The organism is Mesorhizobium sangaii (assembly GCF_014207355.1).
Classification (GTDB): Bacteria; Pseudomonadota; Alphaproteobacteria; order Rhizobiales; family Rhizobiaceae; genus Mesorhizobium; species Mesorhizobium sangaii.
Genome location: NZ_JACHEF010000002.1, coordinates 314,657 through 331,964, shown reverse-complemented (window position 1 = coordinate 331,964; position 17,308 = coordinate 314,657). Strand labels below are relative to the sequence as shown.

Here is a 17,308-nt window from a genome sequence, read left to right as displayed (position 1 = left end):
CCCGGAAAGGCCTCGGTCTGCCCGGGGGTTATCACGGACCGCACGCCATGCAAACAATCTTGAGAATCGGAACACGCGGCAGCCCGCTGGCGCTGGCACAGGCGCATGAAACGCAGGCGCGGCTGATGGCCGCGCATGGCATGCCGGCGGAGGCGTTCGAGATCGTCGTCATCTCGACCAGCGGCGATCGCATCCAGGACCGGCCGCTGTCGGAGGCCGGCGGCAAGGGCCTGTTCACCAAGGAGATCGAGGAGGCACTGCTGGCCAGCCGGATCGACATCGCCGTGCATTCGTCGAAGGACATGCCGACGCAATTGCCGGACGGCCTGGAACTCAGCGCCTTCCTGCCGCGCGAGGACGCGCGCGACGCCTTTATCGGCAAGGCGGCGAAGACCATTGCCGACCTGCCGCACGGGGCGAAGGTCGGCTCGTCGTCGCTGCGGCGGCAGGCGCTGATCCGGCGGATGCGGCCGGATCTCGACGTGGTGATGTTCCGCGGCAATGTGCAGACGCGCCTGCGCAAGCTAGATGAAGGCGTCGCCGCCGGCACCATCCTGGCCTATGCCGGGCTGAAGCGGCTCGGGCTCGATCACGTCGTCACCGACCTGATGCCGCTCGCCATCTTCCCGCCGGCGCCGGGACAAGGCGCGATCTGCATCGAAACCCGCATCGGCGATGGCGATGTCGAAAAGATGCTGGCGGCCATCCATGATGCGCCGACGGGCCAGGCGCTCGCCTGCGAGCGCGCCTTTCTGGCGGCGCTCGATGGCTCCTGTCGCACGCCGATCGCCGGCTATGCGGCGATCGAGGCCGGAACGCTGTCTTTCGCCGGGTTGATCATCTCGCCCGACGGCACACAGTCGCACACGGTCGAGCTGCAGGGGCCGGCACAGGATGCTGCCCGCATCGGCCAGGAAGCCGCCCGGACGGTGCGGGCCAAGGCCGGCGAAAAGTTCTTCGACGGCTGGCTCTGAAATGCTTCGCGTCCTGGTGACGAGACCGGAACTGGGCGCCTCGCGCACGGCACAGCGGCTTCAGGAGACGGGGTTCCAGCCGATCCTTCTGCCCCTGACCGAAACGGCGGCGTTGCCGGTCGATGCCGGACTGATTCCAGGCTATGCCATCGCGGTGGCCATCACCAGCGCCAATGCCGTGCGGCTTGCTTCCAGGGAACTCATCGCGGCGCTTGCCGGTCTGCCCTGCCATGCCGTGGGAACAAGGACAGCGGAAGCCGCGCGCAAAGCGGGGTTCTCGTCGGTCAGCGAAGGCCCGGGCGATGCCGAGGCGCTTGCCGACAGTCTTGCCGGGCATTTTTCGGGGAAGGTTATTGTCTATCTCTGCGGACGCGTGCGCTTTCCGGTGTTCGAACTCAGGCTGAGGGCGGAAGGTGTCCGGGTCCATGCCGTCGAGACCTATGACACGCTTGCGGTGGGTTATTCTGACGAAGCCATCCTCGAACGCCTGTCCGGCCAATCCGCCGATGCGGTGCTGCTCTATTCAGCCAAGGCCGCCGCCGCGATGCAGGTCCTGATTAGACGGCCCGCGCTGCAAGGGCTCTTTGAAAAGACAAGGTTTTTTGCCCTCTCCACGCGCATTGCGGCAGTGCTTGACGGCACTGCCAATGAAAGAATCCGCATTGCCGCGCAGCCCGACGAGGAAACGCTGCTGGCACTTTTGCGGGCGCGGCCCTGAGCCGCGTCATCACACCGCCCCTTTTCACCGCTTGGTGATGTGCTAGACCATTTTCTGAACCATCATGCGCCGCCAGGCGTTGAGACGAAGCGAATTGTGCGGAGCCCAAGCATGGTCAAGACGCCGAAGATGCGACACTCGAAAGGCCGCCGCGAGCCGGTGACCATCGATCTCGAGCCCGTCGCGGTCTCGCGCATCGCCGACGAGGACGCCGCCAAGCCACAGGCCGGCACCGAGGAGACACCAGAGGAGGCTGTCTCGCAAGCCGAGATTCCCGAAGAACCGGTGCATGCCGACCAGACCGATCTCGAGCCCTGGGAGCATGCCGACGCCCCGGCCGCACCGGAGCAGCCAGCGGCGGCCGAAGAAGCGGCAGCCAAGGGCGCCAGCGAAGCTGAATCTGCCTACCCCGGAGCGTCCGATGCGCCGGCCAGCAAAACCAAAGCCTTCGACTACAATTTCGAGGATGCATCGGCGAAGCGCGCCCAGGCTGACGACAGCAAGGCAAGAACCGAGACACGGGACGACAGAATGGCGCCAACACCAACGGCAAAGCGTGGCGGACTCAATGGCATCGCCGCAGGCATCATTGGTGGTGTCATCGCGCTGGTCGGCGCGGGTGGATTGCAATATGCCAAGCTGCTGGGCGCGCCGGGATCCGGTTCCGGTGTATCGCTCGACGGCGTCAACAGCGAGATCGCCGCGCTGAAGAGCGAAATCGACGGCCTGAAGGAAACGGGTGGCAACACCGACGCATCTGCCAAGGTCGACGGCCTGTCGTCGGCGCTGGATCAGGTCAAGACGGATGTCGCGGCTTTGAAGTCGGCGGTCGAATCCGGTGGAGCGGGCGACACGGCCGGGCTTGCAGCGCTTGGCGACAAGGTCAAGCAGATCGAAACCGCGGTCGCCGCCCTTGGCAAGGCCGGCGGCACGGCGCCGGTCGATCTCGGACCGCTCAACGAAAAGCTGGCTGGTCTCGACGCGCAGGCAAAGTCAGCCGGCGAAGCAACGACGGCGCTGGAGGGCCGGCTCACCACACTCGAGCAGTCGGTGTCGCAGCTTTCCGGCAAGGTCGAGGCAGCGGCGGGACAGCCGAAGATCGCGCTCGCCATCGCCGCGTCGGCGCTCAAGTCCGCGCTCGACCGTGGCGCGCCATTCTCGGCCGAACTCGAAACCTTTGCCGCGATCTCGCCGGATGCGCCGCAGCTTGCGACACTGCGCGCCTATGCTGAAAAAGGCGTGCCGACCCGCGCGGAGATCGCATCGCAAGCGGATGCCGCGGCCAATGCCATGGTCGCCGCCGCGACGCCTGTCGATGAGAATGCCGGTTTCCTGCAGAACCTTTTGTCGAGCGCCGAATCGCTGGTCAAGGTCCGACCGATCGGCGCCGTCGAAGGTGCCGGCGCACCGGAAACCGTCGCGCGCATGGAGGTGGCCGTCAACCAGGGCGACTATGCCAAGGCGCTCAGCGAGTATGGCACGCTGCCCGAAGCGGTGAAGGCCGCCGGCGCGGACTTTGCCGGCAAACTGAAAGCACGCATCGAGGTCGAAACACAGGTCGACGCGCTGATCTCCGGCGCGATGAAGGCATGAGGGCAACACCATGATCCGCCTCTTGGCCTTCCTCATCGTCGTTTTCGCGCTCGGACTGGGCTTTGCCTGGCTAGCCGACCGGCCGGGCGACATGGTCGTCACTTTCAGCGGCTACCAGTACCAGGTCAGCCTGATGGTGGCGGCGGTGGCCGTCGTTGCCGTCGTCGCCGCGGTGATGATCTTCTGGTGGCTGGTCAAGTCGCTGTGGAACAGCCCCTACACCATTTCGCGTTATTTCCGCGTGCGCCGCCGCGACCGTGGCTATCAGGCGCTGTCGACCGGCATGATCGCCGCCGGCGCCGGTGACGGCGCGCTGGCTCGGAAGAAAACCAAGGAAGCGGCCAAGCTGATCCGTTCCGACCAGGAGCCGCTGATTCATCTGCTCGAGGCGCAGGCGTCGCTGCTCGAAGGTGATCATGAAGGCGCGCGGCAGAAATTCGAGAGCATGCTCGACGATCCCGAAATGCGGCTGCTCGGCCTGCGCGGGCTCTATCTCGAAGCCGAACGGCTCGGCGACCGCAACGCCGCCAGGCACTATGCCGGCCGCGCCGCCGTTATGGCGCCGCAACTGGCCTGGGCAGCCGAATCGACACTGGAAGAATTGACCGCGCGCGGCGACTGGGACGGGGCGCTGAAACTCGTCGACGCGCAGAAGTCCACACGGCAGATCGAACGCGATGCCGCCAACCGCCGCCGTGCCGTGCTGTTGACCGCCAAGGCGCAAGCGCTTGCCGGTAGCGATCCGACTGCCGCCAGAACCGCGGCGATCGAGGCCAACCGGCTGCGGCCGGATTTCGTCCCCGCCGCTGTCGTCGCCGCGGCCGCGCTGTTCAAGCAGAACGACGTGCGCAAGGGCTCGAAAATCCTCGAGACGGCGTGGAGGGCCGAGCCGCATCCTGAGATTGCCGAGCTCTATACACATGCACGGCCGGGCGATGCGGTGCTCGACCGCCTCAACCGGGCGAAGAAGCTGCAGGAGATGAAGAAGAACCACGCCGAGTCGTCGATGACGGTGGCGCGCGCAGCACTTGACGCACTGGATTTTTCGACCGCCCGCCGCGAGGCCGAGGCGGCGATCAGGATGGACCGCCGCGAGGGTGCCTATCTGCTATTGGCCGACATCGAGGAGGCCGATACCGGCGACCAGGGCAAGGTGCGGCAGCTTTTGTCCAGGGCGGTTCGGGCGCCGCGCGATCCGGCTTGGGTCGCCGACGGCGTCGTTTCGGAGCGCTGGGCGCCGGTATCGCCGGTCACCGGCCGGCTCGACGCCTTCGAGTGGCGTGCGCCGATGGAGCGACTCGGCCAGCTGATCGACAGCCATGATGATGCATCGGCCGCCCCCGTGCCGGTCATCGAAGCGCTGGCAAAGTCGGTGAGCGAGAGGCCGGTCGAGGTGATCGATGACGCCGGCGGCGAAATTTCTGCGGGCAAGGAGGCTGAAGGCCGCGAGGAAGATCAGGTTCGGCCGATCACGGCCGCCGCCTTCGCCGAGGTGCCGGCCAACGCCGAAGCCGTCGAGCCGGCCGAGGAGCATGCGCGCCTGCCGGACGATCCCGGCGTCGATCCCGACGAGGAAGCGGAAAAGTCGCCGCGCCGGTTTCGGTTGTTTTGAGTTGGGCCGGCCGTGAGGGCCGTTGGGGAATGGAATATGTTTGAACGTGTTCTGTCATTTCTGAGGGATTTGCCGGCCGGCGCCGGCACGCATGCCAGCACCGACGATCCGCGCGTCGCGGCTTCGGCGCTCCTCTATCACGTCATGAATGCCGATGGCGTGCGCCAGGATGTCGAGTGGGAGCGGTTCAAGGCGGTGCTGGCCCAGAGCTACTCGATCAGCGGCGCCGAGCTCGAAGCGCTCGCCGCCGCCGGCGAGCAGGCCGACAATGAGGCGATCGATCTCTATGCCTTCACCAGTGTCTTGAAGCGCCATCTCGATGCCGAGGCGCGTAAGGCCTTCATCGGCCTGATGTGGGAGATCGTCTACGCCGATGGCGAACTGCACGAGCTCGAGGACAACACGGTCTGGCGCGTCGCCGAGCTGATCGGCGTCGAACGCCGCGACCGCATCGAGGCGCGCCGCAAGGCGGCGGAGCAGGCACCCGACGCCACCGGAACATCGAGCGACGAATAGACGGATTTCGCCTGCCCATGCCGCGCCAAACGAGTTCGAAGCCAAAGATCCTGATCGTGCTGCATCAGGAGAATTCGAGCCCCGGACGCGTCGGCCACATGCTCCTGGAAGAGGGCTTCGAGCTCGACATTCGGCGCCCGCCGCTCGGCGATACCTTGCCGGGAACGCTGGAGGGCCACGCCGGCACTGTGGTGTTCGGCGGTCCGATGAGCGCCAATGACGAGGACGAGTTCGTTCGTCGCGAGACCGCCTGGCTGGAAATACCGCTCAAGGAGAACCGGCCGTGCCTTGGCATCTGCCTTGGTGCGCAGATGCTCGTCAACCATCTCGGCGGCAAGGTCGAGGGTCACGGCGAAGGGCTGGTCGAGATCGGCTGGTATCCGCTGAAGGCGACCGAAGCCGGCAAAACCCTGATGCATTGGCCGGAGATGGTCTATCAGTTCCACCGCGAGGGCTTTTCACTGCCCAGGGACGCGACGCTGCTGGCGACGGCCGAGACCTATCCCAACCAGGCCTTCCGCTATGGCGACAATGCCTGGGGCATCCAGTTCCATGGCGAGTTGACCAGGGCGATGATGCAGCGCTGGGTGGTGCGCGGCGCGCATCGCTTCGAGTTGCCCGGGGCGCAGCCCGGCCGCGATCATCTCGGCGGCCGGCTGATCTGGGACATGTATCTCAAGCGCTGGCTGGATGAATTCCTGCGGATGATCTTCGGCAAGCCGGCGCTGCGGTAGACGTCAGTTTCGGCCGTTGAGGTGGCGCACCTTGCGCAATTGCGGGAACAGCACCATCCACAGCCCCGCGACCGCGATCGCGCCGACGCCGCCGACCACGACCGCAGGCACCGTGCCGATCAACGCCGCCATCGTGCCGGCGCGGAATTCGCCGACCTCGTTGGAGGCGCCGACGAAGACCTGGTTGACGGCGTTGACGCGGCCGCGAACATGGTCGGGCGTCCACAGCTGGATCAAGGTCTCCCTGATATAGACGCTGAACATGTCGGTAGCGCCAAGGAAGGCGAGCGCTGCGATCGACAGCCAGGTGATGGTCGACAGGCCGAACAGCACAGTGAAGGCGCCGAACGCTGCAACGAAGCCGAGCATGATCAGCCCCGCATGGTTGCGGATCGGATGGCCGGCCAACCAGATGGCGACGAAGATGGCGCCGACGCCCGGCGCCGAACGTAGCAAGCCTAGGCCCCAGGGGCCGAGCTGGAGGATGTCGCGCGCGTAGATCGGCAACAGCGCCGAGGCGCCAGACAAAAGCACGGCGAACAGATCGAGCGAGATGGCGCCCAGAACGATCTTCTCGCTCCAGATATAGCTGAACCCACCGAAAAGGTTCTGCAGCGTCGGCTTCTCGGTCTCGGTGCGTTGCGCGGGCTTCGGGATGGTGAAGATCAGCAACCCGGACGCAAGCATAAGCACGGCGGCGGTGCCATAGGCGACTTCCGCCGACACGCCATACAGCAGGCCGCCGGCGACCGGGCCGACGATGGTCGCCGTCTGCCAGGCCGACGAATTCCAGGCGATGGCGTTGGCGAAATCCTCCGGCGGCACCAGATTGGCGAACAGCGAGGCCGAGGCCGGGCCGAAGAAGGCGCGGGCGACGCCGAACATGGCGAGCACGACGAAGATCGGCAGCGGTCCGCTGATGCCATGCAGGGTCAGGAACAGCAGCGTCAGCGCGCAGATCGCCTCAACCACCACCGCCAGCGCCATGATCAAGCGACGGCCGAAGCGGTCGGCGACGACACCGGTGACCAGCACCAGCAACAGCGACGGCAGGAACTGGACGATGCCGACCAGGCCGAGATCGAGGGGATCCCGCGTCAGGTCATACATCTGCCAGCCGACCGCGACCGACACGATCATGGTGGCGAAGGTGGTGAGGAAACGCGCCGCCCAATAGCTCAGGAAGGAGCCGTGGCGGAACGCGGCATAGCGCTGGTCCGGCAGGGTTTGTGCGGCAGTCATGGATCGAGGCCCCGTTGCGATGGCATCGGCCGGCGGGGCACTTCCCGGATGGGCGCTGTTCCGGCCAAGGGAACTTCTAACAAAGTTCGCAGCGCGATGTGCGCCAAAATCAGCGCTGGATCAACGAAATTTCACCCTGTTTCTGTTGATTGCACGAGGATGTTATTGCCTGAGCGCCGCGGAGATGGCGTCGAGGCCGCTCCTCAACTCGGCTTCCGTCGGCCAGCCAAAACCGACGCGGAAGAAGCGCTTCGGCATTTCGAACCAATGGCCGGGTCCGACATAGGCGCCATGGCTTTCCAGCAGGTTCACATAGAACCGGTCGAGGTCGAAGCCGGGATCGACGTTCAGGCGCGGGAAGCCGACGACACCGCCTTCAGGCCGTACCCAGTCGACCAGCGGCTCACGGTCGATCCAGGCCTGGACGATGTCGCGGCGCCTGGCCATTTCGGGCAGCAGCGTCGCCAGGAACGCGTCCCGGCGCTGCAGCATGCCGCGCGCGATGCCTTCGTCGATGACGCTGCCGCAGATGCCGATCTGCTCCTTGGCGGCGAGGAATTTCTCCTGAAGTTCCGCATCCCTGGTGATCAGCCAGCCGATGCGGATGCCGGGAATGCCGAAGGCCTTGGACAGCGACGAGACGCTGATCGCCTTCCGGCTCAGCGATGCAGCCGACGGCAGGCGCTTGCCATAGGAGAGGTCGCGATAGGTCTCGTCGACCAGCAAATGACAGTTCCTGCTTTCCGCGAGGGCGACCAGCGCGTCGAGTTCGGCCCGGCCCATCATCGTGCCGGTCGGATTGTGCGGGCAGGTGACGCTGATCAGCCTGGTGTTCGGCTGGATCGCCGCCGCCACCTGGCCGACATCGACGGCGAAGCCGTCGTCGAAGGCCAGGTCGACAAAGCTGATGGCGCAGCCGATCGCCCTAGGGGTCTCGATGTTGGTGGCGTAGTTGGGCCTGATGACGACCAAATGATCGCTCTTCGACAACAGCGAGGTCGAGATGATGAACAGCGCCCCGGCGGCACCGGCGGTGACCAGCACATCATCGGGCGAGATGCCGGCGTCCTGCGCGGCAATCAGCGCGCGCAACTCCTTGTCGCCGCGATGCTCGCCGTAGAAAAGCGTGAGATCGGGCAAGGACAGGCCGATGTCGGAGAGTTTCTGGTCGGCGATCGAACTTTCAGAGAGGTTGTAGCGGATCCGGTCGTAACCGTATTCTTCCGGCGCTTCTTTCTCGATCACCATCCTGGTGTAGTTCATGGCTTCCCCCCAAAGAACCCGTCCGGTTCATCCAAGCCACAAAAACATTGAGCCTGCCAAGGCGGATTCGCCGGCAGGCTTCTGTTCCAGTCGTCCTAAGTGTTGGCTCAGGACCGAATTGCTCAGGCCGAGGCCTTCTTCCTGCCTCTGCCCTTGGCGGGCACGACCTCGGCGGCCTTGCGGCCGAGGCCGATCGACTTCGCCAGCAGCGAACGCGATGCGGCATAGTTGGGGGCGACCATGGGATAGTCCGCTGGCAAGCCCCATTTGGCGCGGTAGGCGTCCGGCGTCAGGCCGAAATGCACGCCGAGGTGACGCTTCAGGGATTTGAACTTCTTGCCGTCTTCAAGGCAGATGATGAAATCCGGCGTCACCGATTTCCTGGGGTTGACCGCCGGGACCAGCGGTGCCGCCACCGGGACCGCCGGCTGGCCGAGCCCGCTTATCGAAGTGCTGACGCTGGCGATGAGATCGGCCAGACCAGAAGCGGGCAGGCGGTTCTTCTCGACATAAGCCGACACGATGTGAGCCGTCAGCTCGAGCAGGTCGATGTCTTTACGGGCGCTGTTGCTATCGTCGGTCAATCTATTCCTCCGTCTAAAGCGAATGACCTGAAAATCGGATTCGATTCCCGGAAAGGATCATGCGCAAGATCAAAATGCTGCGGCGTCCTTTGTGCATCCACGGGATGGGCAGCGTTGTTGTGGCGCGGAATTCCTAGTCGGCAAATCTGCGCAGCGCAATGACTTGATGCCGCGGCACACGTTATTTTGAACAACTATATTAAACAATAACAATATCAAACTATCAGCGCCTTGTCGCGCCACAAACGAAATCCGCCTTCGAAGGCGCGCGTGTTGTCGCCGCGACGGCTGTCGGCGGGCAATTCATCGAGCTTGTCGACATTGCCGCCGCCAATGACGACATAGTCGGGCTGCATGGCGGCGCGGAGCCGGTCGACGACGTCGAAGACATATTTGCGCCATCTCTTCTTGCCGCGCTTTTCCAGGCCGCGTTCGCCGACATAGTCCTCGAAGCTCTTGCCGTTCTTGTAGGGAAGATGGGCGAGTTCCATAGGCTGGGCGACATTGTCGACGATCATCGCTGCACCGAGGCCGGTTCCCAACCCGATGAACAGCATGCGGCCGCCTTCATAGCTGCCAATGGCCTGCATCAGCGCGTCGTTGACCACCTTCACCGGCTTGCCGAATTGCGCGGTGAAATCGTAGCCGGCCCAACCCTTGCCGAGATTGGCAGGGTCGGTGAGCGGCCTGTTGTGGGTGACCGGGCCGGGGTAGCCCATCGAGATGACGTCGTAGGACAAGCCCTCGGCAAGCTTCTTCACCGCATCGGTCATCTGCTGCGGCGTCAGGCCGGGCCCGGAGTCGGCGCGGCGCTCCGTGCCGCCGGCGCTGCTGAGAATCTTGACATGCGAGCCGCCAATATCGATCGCAAGCACGATCTTCTCAGGTTCCGATGCCGGTTGCTTCACCGCCTTGGCCATCGCGTCACCTCCACTCACTTTACCGGATCGATCCAGCCATTGGGCGGCCCGAACCCAGCCATCACGTCCGCCGGACCCCATGTGAGCGGTTCATAAAGGTGCGGCGGCGTGGTGTCGCCGAGCACCGGGCCGACGATGCGCCAGGCCAGCTCGCTGGCGTCCTGGCGGGTGAACAGCTGGCCGTTGCCGTTCATGGCATCGCCGATCAGCCGCTCATAGGGCGGCATGTCGCTCTTGCTGTCGTCGAGCGCCGTCAGCTCGACCTGTTCGCCGATCATGTCGTCGCCCGCCGCCTTGCGCTGGGCGCCGATGGCGATCACCACTTGCGGATCGATGCGGAAGCGGACGTAGTTCTGGTCGGCCGGCTTGATCGGATCGAAGACGTCGAGCGGCGGGCGCTTCAGCCGCACCACCACTTCGGTGACATGCACGGGCATGTTCTTGCCGGCGCGGATGAAGAACGGCACGTCCTGCCAGCGCCAGGTGTCGACGAAGAAACGCACCGCCGCAAAGGTCTCGACCGGTGAGTTCGGCGCCACACCGGGTTCGGCGAGATAGCCGGTGAACTGACCACGCACGACGTCGTCTTTCGCCAAGGTGCGGATCGCCCGCAGCACCTGCACCTTCTCGTCGATCAAATCGTCGGCGGAACGGCCGACGGGTGGCTCCATGGCAAGCAGCAACAGGATGTTGAGCAGATGGTTCTCGATGACGTCCCTGATGCACCCGACATTGTCATAGAAGCGGCCACGCCCCTCGACGCCGAAATCCTCAGCCATGGTGATCTGCACACTCTCGACGAAATTGCGGTTCCAGATCGGTTCCAGAAAGGAATTGGCGAAGCGGAAATAGAGCAGGTTCTGGATCGCTTCCTTGCCGAGATAGTGGTCGATGCGGAAGATCGACGGTTCGTCGAACACCAGATGCAGGACACGGTTCAACCAGCGCGCCGATTGCAGATCGTGCCCGAAGGGCTTTTCCACCATCAGCCGCGCGCCATGCGCGGTGCCCGATTGCTCCAGTCCCTGGACGACGGTTTCGAACATGGTCGGCGGCACCGCCATGTAGTGCAGCGGCCGCTGGGCGGTGCCGAGCGCAGTTTTCAGTTTTTCGAACGTCGCCGGATCGCGATAGTCCCCGCTGACATAGCGCAGCAGGGAGGCGAACTTGGCGAACAATTTTTCGTCGATCTTGCCGAGCGCATTGACGATGCCGTCGTGGGCGCGCGCCTGCAATTGCTTGAGGTCCCAGGCGTCGAACGCCACGCCGATCACCGGTTCGGTGAGCGTGCCCTTGGCCACCATCTGGTAAAGGGCTGGAAATATCTTCTTGTGGGCGAGGTCGCCGGTGGCTCCGAAGAGCACCAGCGTGTCGGACCGTTCCGGGCTCATCGGCGTGTCTCCCCTTGCCGCCGTCACGAGCCGGACTTCGGCTTTTCGACATGGCCGCCAAAGGCATAACGCATTGCCGAAAGCAGCTTGTCGGCGAATTCGGATTCGCCTTGCGAGGAGAAGCGGTCAAACAGCGCCGAGGACAGAACCGGCGCCGGCACACCGGTGTCGATCGCCGCCTTCAGCGTCCAGCGGCCTTCGCCGGAATCCGAGACGCGGCCGCCGAAATTCGCGAGGTCCGGATCACTTTTCAGCGCGCCCGCGGTGAGATCGAGCAACCAGGAGCCGATGACGCTGCCATGCCGCCAAACCTCGGCCACTTGAGGCAGGTCGACATCGAACTGGTAGTATTGCGGGTTTTCCAGGGGGCTGGTCTCGGCGTCCGCCGTTCGTTGCCGCTTGCCGGCATTGGCCGACTTCAGGATGTTCATGCCTTCGGCATAGGCGGCCATCACGCCATACTCGATGCCGTTGTGCACCATCTTGACGAAGTGGCCGGCACCGCTCGGTCCGCAATGCAGATAGCCAAAGGGTGCGGTCCCGGCATCCTTGGGCGGATTGGAACCGGCATCGGCACCGGGCGCCAGCGTGGCAAAGATCGAATCAAGGTGCTGCACCGCCACGTCGGGACCGCCGATCATCAGGCAATAGCCACGCTCAAGTCCCCAGACGCCGCCGCTGGTGCCGACATCGACAAGATGGATGCCCTTGGCGGCCAGTTTCGCGGCCTGGTCGACGGCGTCGTGATAGTAGGAATTGCCGCCGTCGATGATAATGTCGCCGGGTTCCATCAGGGCGGCCACCTGATCGATGATCTTGCCGGTGATCGCCGCCGGCAGCATCAGCCAGACGCAGCGCGGCTTGGTCAGCTTGCCGACGAATTCTTCCATGGATGCCGCCCCTGACGCGCCGTCGGTCACCAGGGCGGCGACGCTGGCCGCGTTGATGTCGTAGACGACGCATTCGTGGCCGTCGCGCATCAGGCGCCGGACCATGTTGGCGCCCATCCGGCCCAATCCCATCATTCCGATCTGCATGGTTTCGTCCCTGTTTCCTGGAGATTACTGGATTTATCGAGGAAGGATCGATTGGCTATCCTGATCGCCTGATATGACGGAGAAGTCGACATTCTCCCAATCGCCGGCTCCGGGCCAGAAAAAAGTGAAGATCAGCGAGCTTCCGCAGGGGAGGCTGGCCGTGGGCAGATCGACAAGATGGATGCCGAAGGCGTTCTCCACTGTCGGGGTGTCGACGGCGGTCGCCCAATTGTCGCTGCTCCAGCGCACAGTCGCCTGGGCCAGCAGCTCGACGCGCAGCGTCTTGCCGGCCGGCAGCGTGCGGATCTTGTTGTTGAAGCGCCATGTCCTGAACGGCGATACGGTCTTGTCCTCAATGTAGCGCTTGACGCCTTGCGGCGGCATGTCGAAGACCGTGCCGTCGCGCACCGAGCGCAACAGCTTGATATGCTCCGAATGCGCCCAGACCAGCGGCATGGCGCTGCCCGAGGGGCGACCGTGCAGCAGTTCGCGCTCGGCCATGTCGGCGCCGTCCCAGGCCTGTTCGGGCAGCAGGCCACCCAGCCCGGCCGAGCCTTCAAGTGCCGCCAGCAGGTCCACCGCTCGGTCCTTGCGTCCGGCTGCAAGCTCGTAATGGGCACGTTCGCCGGCGAGCAACGGCCAAGGCCGGCCCTGGCCGGTGCCGTCGAAGGGCGCGCCATCCTCATGCTCGCCATAGCCATCGCCATTGTAGCGGTACCAGAGCGGCCCCTGCGGCAGGTCGCAGCGCAATTGCGCATCGATGATCGTGACTGTGTCGACGATACGCTGATCGTCGGCTGCCCGCAGGCCGAAGCGGACGAGCGCCAGCGCGTCCGGGCTGACGATCGCCTCGGCCGGCTGGTCGGTATCGCCGGGCGGCCGGTTCTTGATCGGGACATAGCCGTCCTTCGGCGAACCGGCCTCGGCGCTGTCGGGCGGCGCGATGCGCACGTAATAGCCGCCGACGCCGGCTTGCCTGCAGGGTGCCGTGCCGGTGACATAGGTCCAGCGCTCGACCTGGTCGTTCCAGACATCGGCCGTCTCGCGCAGATAGGTCGCGGCATCTTGCTTGCCGCAGGCGTCGAGCAGGTCGGCCGCGGCAAGCAGTGCCGCGATCTCGACGGCAAGCGTGAACGGGCTGTAGCCGGCATCCTCTTCCCAGCGGTCCTCGCCGGTGACGGGCCCGTTGCGCACGACATAGCCGGCGGCGCGCTCGATCATCGGCTGGAAGGCGAGCAGCTTGGCGCGCGGCAGGTGTCCTGCGCGATGCAGCGCATCGGCTAGCAGCAACGGGAAGGCGCATTCGTCCATCTGGATGCCTGGCCAATAGGCCGACCCGTCGAGCCAGGCGTTCTGCGGCCAGTGGCCGTCCGGCTGCTGGATGGAGCTGAGGTAGTCGAGGATTTGCAGGGCCGACGCGGCGTCGCCGGCGGCGAGAAAACCACCGGCCGTCTCGACCAGATCGCGCGGCCAAACCAGATGGTAGCCGCCGAGGTCGTCGTCACCCTTGTCGAAGCCCCACGGAATCGACAGGCTGGCGACCGCCGCACCCGGTATCGCGATCGACCGGTGGGTCGCCAGCACCGCGGTCGAGACGCGATAGAAGTTGATCCCGGATTCGCCATGCCGGTCCAGCGCCAGCAGGCTCTTTTGCCACTTTCGCCATCTCTCGACGTAGGATTTGGCGGCGGGCTCAAAGCCTTGCTTCAGGCTGGCGAAGGCATTTTCGGCCGCCTCGTCGGATGTCGAGCCAAACCCCAGCGCCAGCAAGGCCGTTGTCTTGGAAGCGGTAAAGCCGATCTCGCCGGTCAGCGCGACATTGCCGTCCTCGGCCCGCAGGCAAGCTGGATCGAGTTCGCCGGTATTGTGGAGCTGCTGCCAGCCGTCGGAGACGCCGACATAGCCGGCCGCACCGGTTCGCCAGGGCAGTGACGAGGCCAGTGCCAGGTAGGTGCCGCGCCCCGAGGCGAACAGCACAGGTTTTCCCTTGTGGTCACCGACCCAGGCGGTATTGCCCATGCCGGCATTGACGAGATGCGGCGCCAGCAAGGCGTAGACGCGATGGTCGCCGTCGGCACCCTGGAGCGCTGTGAAGGTAATTTCCTGCAGCAAGGCGGGCCGTGCCGGGTCGGCAAGGATGCGCTTTTCGATCTTGTAGGCGCCATCGGCAGCTGTGTTGACCAGCTTGTAGGCCGGCACGCCGTCCTCGAAGGGTTCGATGGAGTGCGCGGCATTGCGCTTTTCTTCGGAGAAATAGCCGTCGGGGCCGGTGACGATCAGGCCAAGGTCGCGCGTGCAGGCGCTGTCGAGGTGCGGGTAGTAGATCTCGTTGAGGATGCCGTGGCTGATCGTGAACCAGATCCGGCCGCTTGGCGAAAGGGACGTTCCGACGCCACTCTTGGCGCTTGATGTCCAGCGCGCCGGAATTCCCGGGGCGCCCGGAGCAACGTTTGGCGTCACTGGCATTCTGTTGCGATCTCCTGGCCCTTTCCCTAGACCAGGACGCGAACCTTTTTCAATCATTGCACCGCAAGTTGATCGCCACCGCCAATGGCGCCCTCGTTGACAGCGGCGCCGCGTAGCGTCCACTATTCCAGGCACGGGAGGATCGCGAAGCCATGCCGGAGGTGTCCCTGGTCCTGATCGACCGGTTGCTGGCGATTTCGGCGGCGCTTGCCGGCCATATCGATCCCGGCACGGCGTTTCGCGCCACGGCCATCGAGATCGGCACGCTCATTCCACACGACCATATGGATCTGGCGGTGCTGTCGCATGATGGGCGCAGGCATGCCTGTTATGAAGCCGGCTTCCACACCAGCTGGAGCGAGCTTGCCCAGCATCCGCTGCCGACCGAAGTCAGCCCGATTCGCTCGGTGCTGTGGGGCGAGGTGGCTTATCTGCTCTCCGACGACGCGCTGCGCGACGAGCGCTTCCATTTCGCCACGGCCATTGACGGACCGATCTTCGCCGCCAGGCTGCGCAGCCGCATCGTCGTGCCGCTCAGGGCGCGCGGCGGCATCATCGGGGCGCTGAACATAAGCCGGCACGAGGTCGGATGCTACACGCTTGCCGATGTCGCGGTCGCCCAGCAATGCGCGGACCTGATCGCGCCTTATATCTTTGCGCTGATCCAGACCGAGGAGGCGCGCCGCGCCATGCTTGCCGAGACGGAGGCCCGCAACCGCGTCGAATTGCTGCGCGTCGGCGCCTCGCAGTTGACCGAGGGCATGGAGCGCGAACGCCGGCGCATGGCGATGGACCTGCATGACCAGACGCTTGCCGACCTCGCCCGCATCGCACGCCAGCTTTCGGCCCTGCGAGGCCAGGGCGTGGCGCGGGCGGCGCAGCTTGCCGACCTCGAGCAGGAAGTCGCCGGCTGCCTGACGGAACTGCGCCACATCGTCGACGACATGCGGCCGAGCGTGCTTGAACTGTTCGGCTTGCGCGATGCTGTCGAAGCACATCTCAACCGCAGCGTCGCCAGAGCCAAGCCGCCGATTGCCGTGCGCATCGCCGACACCAGCGACGGCGGCGCCGACAGCCTGCCGGAGCCCGTCCGCACGGCGCTCTACCGGATCGTGCAGGAAGCCATCAACAATGCGGTTCGCCACGCCGCGCCGCGCCGCATCGATGTGCTGCTGGCGTCGACCGCAAGCGTGCTGCGGGTGATCGTCACCGATGACGGCCAGGGCTGCGGCACCATCGATCCGGCCGCCCATGGCGGCATTGGCCACATGCATACGCGCGCCGCGCTGATCGGGGCGCGGCTGCGCATCGGGCAGGCTGGCCGCAAAAACGGCGGCACCCGTGTCGTCGTCGAGATCGACCGCCAGCCGTCGCGGGAGTTGCCGGTTGCGGCGGCTGCAGCGGCGTCCGGCCAGCTCGCCGAGTCGGAGACCATGTGATGCTTGTGATGATCGCCGAAAATGACGGGCTGCACCGCACCTTCGCGCGGCGCACCGTCGAGCAATTGTGGCCCGGCGACGTCGAGGTGATCGAAGCGAGCGACGGCGAGGACGCCATCAACCTGGCCGCCGAGCGCGAACCGCCGCATGTCGTGCTCGACCTGCAGATGCCGAAGGCGACAGGGATCGAGGTTGCCAGGGCGATCTGGAACCGCCGCGCCGGCACGCACATCCTGTTCTGGTCGAATTTCGCCGACGAGGCCTATGTGCGCGGCGTGGCGCGTATCGTGCCGCCGGGCTCGGTCTATGGCTATGTGCTGAAATCGGCAACGGAGGAAGGCATGCGCTCGGCCTTGCGCGGTGTTTTCCGCGAGGGCCACTGCATCATCGACCGCGAGATCCGCGGCATCCAGCACCGCGTCCAGGACAAGTTCGAGGGCATCACCGACGGCGAATATGAAAGCCTGATCGACATCGCGCTCGGCCTGACGGACCGGGCAATCGCGGCACGCCGGGGCCTGTCGATCCGCGGCGCGCAGAGCCGTATCAAGCACGTCTACGACAAGCTCGGTATCATGCCGGCGGAGGACGGCGCCGGCGATGCATCCGTGTTCAACTCGCGGACGCGGGCGATCTATCTGGCCATGGCGCGCGGCCTGATCAACATCGACGCGCTGCGCCGCGAGCAGGACCGGCTCGACGCCTGGCTGGCGCAGGCGTCGCCCGATCACTGATTGCAGCCCGAGCGGTTCGGAAGACCGTTTGACACTTTTGCTGGAATTGCTCGAGCGCGACTGTGCAAATGCACAGTCGGGCGTG

15 protein-coding genes are annotated in these 17,308 nt (G+C 65.2%); 8 read left to right on the top strand and 7 right to left on the bottom strand.

Annotated elements, in window-relative coordinates; genetic code table 11:
• The first annotated feature begins 47 nt into the window (after window positions 1-47).
• The 6 genes from hemC (at window position 48) to HNQ71_RS10680 (ending at window position 6,147) form a co-directional block, all read left to right on the top strand.
• Window positions 48-974 (top strand): hydroxymethylbilane synthase, encoded by a 927-nt coding sequence (gene hemC, locus HNQ71_RS10705; RefSeq protein WP_184872559.1) that lies wholly within the window; start codon window positions 48-50, stop codon window positions 972-974.
• Window position 975: 1 nt separating this feature from the next.
• The gene (locus HNQ71_RS10700) at window positions 976-1,692 is read left to right on the top strand and encodes a uroporphyrinogen-III synthase (RefSeq protein WP_184872558.1); all 717 of its coding nucleotides are present in this window, start codon (window positions 976-978) and stop codon (window positions 1,690-1,692) included.
• Between the two features lie 111 nt (window positions 1,693-1,803).
• Window positions 1,804-3,285 (top strand): COG4223 family protein, encoded by a 1,482-nt coding sequence (locus HNQ71_RS10695; protein ID WP_184872557.1) that lies wholly within the window; start codon window positions 1,804-1,806, stop codon window positions 3,283-3,285.
• 10 nt (window positions 3,286-3,295) lie between these two features.
• The gene (locus tag HNQ71_RS10690; protein ID WP_184872556.1) at window positions 3,296-4,897 is read left to right on the top strand and encodes a heme biosynthesis protein HemY; all 1,602 of its coding nucleotides are present in this window, start codon (window positions 3,296-3,298) and stop codon (window positions 4,895-4,897) included.
• Between the two features lie 36 nt (window positions 4,898-4,933).
• The gene (locus HNQ71_RS10685) at window positions 4,934-5,413 is read left to right on the top strand and encodes a tellurite resistance TerB family protein (protein WP_184872555.1); all 480 of its coding nucleotides are present in this window, start codon (window positions 4,934-4,936) and stop codon (window positions 5,411-5,413) included.
• Window positions 5,414-5,430: 17 nt separating this feature from the next.
• On the top strand, window positions 5,431-6,147 hold the full coding sequence (locus HNQ71_RS10680) for a glutamine amidotransferase (protein WP_184872554.1): 717 nt from the start codon (window positions 5,431-5,433) through the stop codon (window positions 6,145-6,147).
• A 3-nt stretch (window positions 6,148-6,150) separates the two neighbouring features.
• Here HNQ71_RS10680 and HNQ71_RS10675 read toward each other — a convergent pair whose 3' ends face one another.
• The 7 genes from HNQ71_RS10675 to HNQ71_RS10645 all read right to left on the bottom strand — a co-directional run bounded on the left by HNQ71_RS10675 (window position 6,151) and on the right by HNQ71_RS10645 (window position 15,050).
• Entirely contained in the window at window positions 6,151-7,389 is a 1,239-nt protein-coding gene (locus HNQ71_RS10675; RefSeq protein ID WP_184872553.1) for an MFS transporter, read from the bottom strand.
• A gap of 162 nt (window positions 7,390-7,551) precedes the next feature.
• Window positions 7,552-8,652, bottom strand: coding sequence for an aminotransferase class I/II-fold pyridoxal phosphate-dependent enzyme (locus HNQ71_RS10670; protein WP_184872552.1), 1,101 nt, complete (start codon window positions 8,650-8,652; stop codon window positions 7,552-7,554).
• Between the two features lie 122 nt (window positions 8,653-8,774).
• Entirely contained in the window at window positions 8,775-9,236 is a 462-nt protein-coding gene (locus HNQ71_RS10665; protein ID WP_184872551.1) for a Ros/MucR family transcriptional regulator, read from the bottom strand.
• A 215-nt stretch (window positions 9,237-9,451) separates the two neighbouring features.
• Window positions 9,452-10,156, bottom strand: a complete 705-nt coding sequence (locus HNQ71_RS10660; RefSeq protein WP_184872550.1) for an ROK family protein — start codon at window positions 10,154-10,156, stop codon at window positions 9,452-9,454.
• A 14-nt stretch (window positions 10,157-10,170) separates the two neighbouring features.
• Window positions 10,171-11,547 (bottom strand): glucose-6-phosphate dehydrogenase, encoded by a 1,377-nt coding sequence (zwf, locus tag HNQ71_RS10655; protein ID WP_184872549.1) that lies wholly within the window; start codon window positions 11,545-11,547, stop codon window positions 10,171-10,173.
• Window positions 11,548-11,570: 23 nt separating this feature from the next.
• Window positions 11,571-12,584 carry a phosphogluconate dehydrogenase (NAD(+)-dependent, decarboxylating) gene (gnd, locus tag HNQ71_RS10650; RefSeq protein ID WP_184872548.1) on the bottom strand — a complete coding sequence of 338 codons (1,014 nt, stop codon included), beginning with the start codon at window positions 12,582-12,584 and terminating at the stop codon, window positions 11,571-11,573.
• 33 nt (window positions 12,585-12,617) lie between these two features.
• Window positions 12,618-15,050 carry a glucan 1,4-alpha-glucosidase gene (locus tag HNQ71_RS10645; protein ID WP_184872547.1) on the bottom strand — a complete coding sequence of 811 codons (2,433 nt, stop codon included), beginning with the start codon at window positions 15,048-15,050 and terminating at the stop codon, window positions 12,618-12,620.
• 152 nt (window positions 15,051-15,202) lie between these two features.
• Here HNQ71_RS10645 and HNQ71_RS10640 point away from each other — a divergent pair, with 152 nt between their 5' ends.
• A complete protein-coding gene (locus tag HNQ71_RS10640) occupies window positions 15,203-16,489 on the top strand; it encodes a sensor histidine kinase (protein WP_184872546.1) in 1,287 nt (428 codons plus the stop codon).
• Complete coding sequence (locus tag HNQ71_RS10635; protein WP_184872545.1) at window positions 16,489-17,223, top strand: response regulator transcription factor; 735 nt, start codon at window positions 16,489-16,491, stop codon at window positions 17,221-17,223. Before HNQ71_RS10640 ends, HNQ71_RS10635 begins: the two co-directional genes overlap by 1 nt.
• Window positions 17,224-17,308 lie beyond the last annotated feature (85 nt).

What these genes read in the sequence shown, in the direction of transcription:
- hemC (WP_184872559.1), top strand. Translation starts at nt 48, where the DNA reads ATGCAAACAATCTTGAGAATCGGAACACGCGGCAGCCCGCTGGCGCTG.
- HNQ71_RS10700 (WP_184872558.1), top strand. Translation starts at nt 976, where the DNA reads ATGCTTCGCGTCCTGGTGACGAGACCGGAACTGGGCGCCTCGCGCACG.
- HNQ71_RS10695 (WP_184872557.1), top strand. Translation starts at nt 1,804, where the DNA reads ATGGTCAAGACGCCGAAGATGCGACACTCGAAAGGCCGCCGCGAGCCG.
- HNQ71_RS10690 (WP_184872556.1), top strand. Translation starts at nt 3,296, where the DNA reads ATGATCCGCCTCTTGGCCTTCCTCATCGTCGTTTTCGCGCTCGGACTG.
- HNQ71_RS10685 (WP_184872555.1), top strand. Translation starts at nt 4,934, where the DNA reads ATGTTTGAACGTGTTCTGTCATTTCTGAGGGATTTGCCGGCCGGCGCC.
- HNQ71_RS10680 (WP_184872554.1), top strand. Translation starts at nt 5,431, where the DNA reads ATGCCGCGCCAAACGAGTTCGAAGCCAAAGATCCTGATCGTGCTGCAT.
- HNQ71_RS10675 (WP_184872553.1), bottom strand. Translation starts at nt 7,389, where the DNA reads ATGACTGCCGCACAAACCCTGCCGGACCAGCGCTATGCCGCGTTCCGC.
- HNQ71_RS10670 (WP_184872552.1), bottom strand. Translation starts at nt 8,652, where the DNA reads ATGAACTACACCAGGATGGTGATCGAGAAAGAAGCGCCGGAAGAATAC.
- HNQ71_RS10660 (WP_184872550.1), bottom strand. Translation starts at nt 10,156, where the DNA reads ATGGCCAAGGCGGTGAAGCAACCGGCATCGGAACCTGAGAAGATCGTG.
- zwf (WP_184872549.1), bottom strand. Translation starts at nt 11,547, where the DNA reads ATGAGCCCGGAACGGTCCGACACGCTGGTGCTCTTCGGAGCCACCGGC.
- gnd (WP_184872548.1), bottom strand. Translation starts at nt 12,584, where the DNA reads ATGCAGATCGGAATGATGGGATTGGGCCGGATGGGCGCCAACATGGTC.
- HNQ71_RS10645 (WP_184872547.1), bottom strand. Translation starts at nt 15,050, where the DNA reads ATGCCAGTGACGCCAAACGTTGCTCCGGGCGCCCCGGGAATTCCGGCG.
- HNQ71_RS10640 (WP_184872546.1), top strand. Translation starts at nt 15,203, where the DNA reads ATGCCGGAGGTGTCCCTGGTCCTGATCGACCGGTTGCTGGCGATTTCG.
- HNQ71_RS10635 (WP_184872545.1), top strand. Translation starts at nt 16,489, where the DNA reads ATGCTTGTGATGATCGCCGAAAATGACGGGCTGCACCGCACCTTCGCG.